This window comes from Bacillus cereus group sp. BfR-BA-01382 (genome assembly GCF_022663475.1).
GTDB classification, from domain to species: domain Bacteria; phylum Bacillota; class Bacilli; order Bacillales; family Bacillaceae_G; genus Bacillus_A; species Bacillus_A thuringiensis_S.
This window is the reverse complement of sequence record NZ_JAKUFQ010000210.1, coordinates 1-2769: the sequence shown is the minus strand read 5'-3', so window position 1 is coordinate 2769 and position 2769 is coordinate 1. Positions and strand designations below refer to the sequence as shown.

Here is a 2769-nt window from a genome sequence, read left to right as displayed (position 1 = left end):
GGAAGTTAAGCTCTCTAGCGCCGATGGTAGTTGGGACCTTGTCCCTGTGAGAGTAGGACGTCGCCAAGCAACTTTAAGACAAGTCAGAATGACTTGTCTTTTTTGTGTTTTGTAAAATAAACTTGTAATTAATGTGGGCTCTATGAGTAAGTTTATCTAGCAAGAAACAACTTTATTTTATTAGAATTTCACATTTAAGTAGCATACCTTCAGAAAAATATGACTAAGCTTTAAAGTCTATTTGCTAACAAGAATATATATACGAAGTATTACCCTCTGGAGCCTACTCACACCCTCTTTTATTTCTGCAGTTGTTAAATGTCCATACCCTATAATAATTCGATTGTAATGTTTTCCTTTTTCAATGGCGTGATCTTCCACAGGATATACTTTCACTCCGAGTTGTTGGATTTTCTCAAGTAATTCTTTTGTGAATTGAACTTGATTGAATTCAACAATCAGATGTAATACTGTAAAATAACCGAAAATATTGATTGTATTTGAGAATGTTGATTTTAATTGCTGGATAAGGAAGTCTCTTCGATTTTTATAGATTTTTTTCATCTTCATAATATGCCGTTCCAAATAATCTTCAGCAATAAATTTAGAAAGGATAAGCTGATTTAAAGAAGGTGTATGTAAAACGGAATGAACATATAAAAGCATATGTTCAACAATCCAATGAACTCTATACGTTATTGTTACAAGCTGCGAAACGCTTTGTCACCGGAGAAACGAGACATGAGGGGATTGGGACGGCAAAAGAACTAATTACAAAAGGTTATCATACTTCACTAGAATACATAGGGGAAAATACTCTTGATATAGAGGGATGTTATAAAGCAAAAAAATGAGTTTTTGAATCTTATTGGGGACATAGGTACTCTATCTATGAAACAAACAGTATCACTTGATTTATCTCATATTGGATTGTCTATAGATCCAGAAATATCTTATATTCATTTAATGGAGTTGGCAGAGAAGGCGAAAGTACATGGAACTACCCTTATGATAAGTATGGAAGAATCATCTAAAGCAGCGGACATTCTTTCCATTTATAAAAAGGTAACTGAGCAATATCATAATGTAGGGATAACAATACAGGCACATTTATACCGCTCAAACAATGATATTCAAGAACTCCTTCATTATCCAGGAAAAATAAGAGTTGTAAAAGGTGCCTATCAAGAAGTTCCGGATATTGCTATGCCTAGATTAACTGATTTAAATCAACAGTATCTTCAAATTGTAGAAAAACTAGCTGAAAACCATCACCCTGTATCTATAGCTACACATGATGAAATTCTTATTAAAGAGATGGAGCAACGTCAATATTTTAGTCACCCTAATGTAGAAATAGAAATGTTATATGGAATTCGTCCGGATATGTTAAGAGATTTGAAAAACAAAGGACATAACGCTAGAGTATATTTGACTCGTGGAAAATAACGGTATTTATATTTATGTCATCGGATAGCCGAACATCCAGAAAATCTATATTATGCAGTGACAGATATGATACATTCACCTTTACCAGAGTAGAGAATATTGAATAGACATTTAATACTAAATGTAAAAATGATGTTGGTTGTTGCTTAAAAATAAGAGCCGGATTTTTCTTAGAATAGAAATTCCGGCCCATTTCATATTGAAATTTTTTTAGTATATATTTGCGTTAAAGGCGGACAGCACCTCTGTAGGTATTGAGGGGATTATGATTTATAATTGTGCAGCCGTCGTATACCTTGTTGTAGAATTGTTTTTGTATGGTTGTGTATTGTATTCTTAGGGGGAGATAGAAACAAAGGAAATTATGATTCTATATGTATTTTAAAAGGGGGATATATACTAGAAATGAAACTAAATGCTTTGTTAGTGAAAGGATTCGCTCTTTTAGCGGTAAAACGTAAATATAGGTATGGGATAAATATCTATTAATGTTATATAAAAAGTGAAGTAATGAAAGGAACGAGTATTCTGCATATGTTTGTTCGGTGCACTTGATCAATTGAGGTATGTATTTTTAATCCAGTATATGTGTTTAAAAAGGAAATGCTATTAATCAATTCAAACCTTGAGCATATCTTAAATGTTTATTAAGAGAATATAGCTGTATGGAAATAGATGATACTAAAGATGAAGGAGATATAAGGCTGATATTTCAGTGAAAAAGGGATAGTTAATAAATATATTAGTGTGCTTCTATATATTTACGAGTAAACAGATAAGCAACTATTACTTCATATAAGTAGAACTTGGGACTCTATAACTAGAGTAGTATATGAGTGTATTATGGATTTTTGTATCGTTGTCTGTTATAAGAATACGTATATCTTCAATCGTTTCTAATAGAGGGTGTGATAAACAAAGAGGTATTAATATTTATTAAAATAAGATTGTTAGTTTCGCTAGGTAAAAACTTCTGTACAAATTAAGTCTAGGGTTTAAATTAACTTGAATATATTTTGGAAGAATAGGTTAAATAGAAGCAGAAGGTAGCTTTTCGGTAATGAATCCTTGGAGAGGCGTATCTAGTTAAAAGAGCATAAAAATATTAACTTGAATATCTTTATAAAAAGATGTTGACGATTATACAAATGAAGTGTAATATAGAACAAGTCGCCGATGACATTAACGTCGCAAGCGACAAACGAAATAAAAAACTTAGTTGACATTGAAAGATGAAGATGTTAACATAAGGAAGTCGCAAATGAGCGACTAAGTAGTTCTTTGAAAACTGAACGAAACAAACAACGTGAAACGTCAATT

The 2769-nt window shown here is 31.9% G+C and carries 1 protein-coding gene and 2 pseudogenes; 1 reads left to right on the top strand and 2 read right to left on the bottom strand.

The annotated features are described in order from the left end of the window. Positions 1 to 237: 237 nt before the first annotated feature. Positions 238 to 714 (bottom strand): annotated as a pseudogene (locus MR160_RS33350) (MocR-like pyridoxine biosynthesis transcription factor PdxR); the annotation flags it as partial. Between MR160_RS33350 and MR160_RS33345 the strand changes: the two are divergent. Further along, positions 633 to 1542 (top strand): annotated as a pseudogene (locus MR160_RS33345) (proline dehydrogenase family protein). The pseudogenes MR160_RS33350 and MR160_RS33345 sit on opposite strands and share 82 nt — an antisense overlap. Positions 1543 to 2569: 1027 nt before the next feature. Here MR160_RS33345 and MR160_RS33340 read toward each other — a convergent pair. Next, positions 2570 to 2769 (bottom strand): hypothetical protein (locus MR160_RS33340; protein WP_242299187.1); only part of this gene is annotated, 200 nt, incomplete at its 5' end.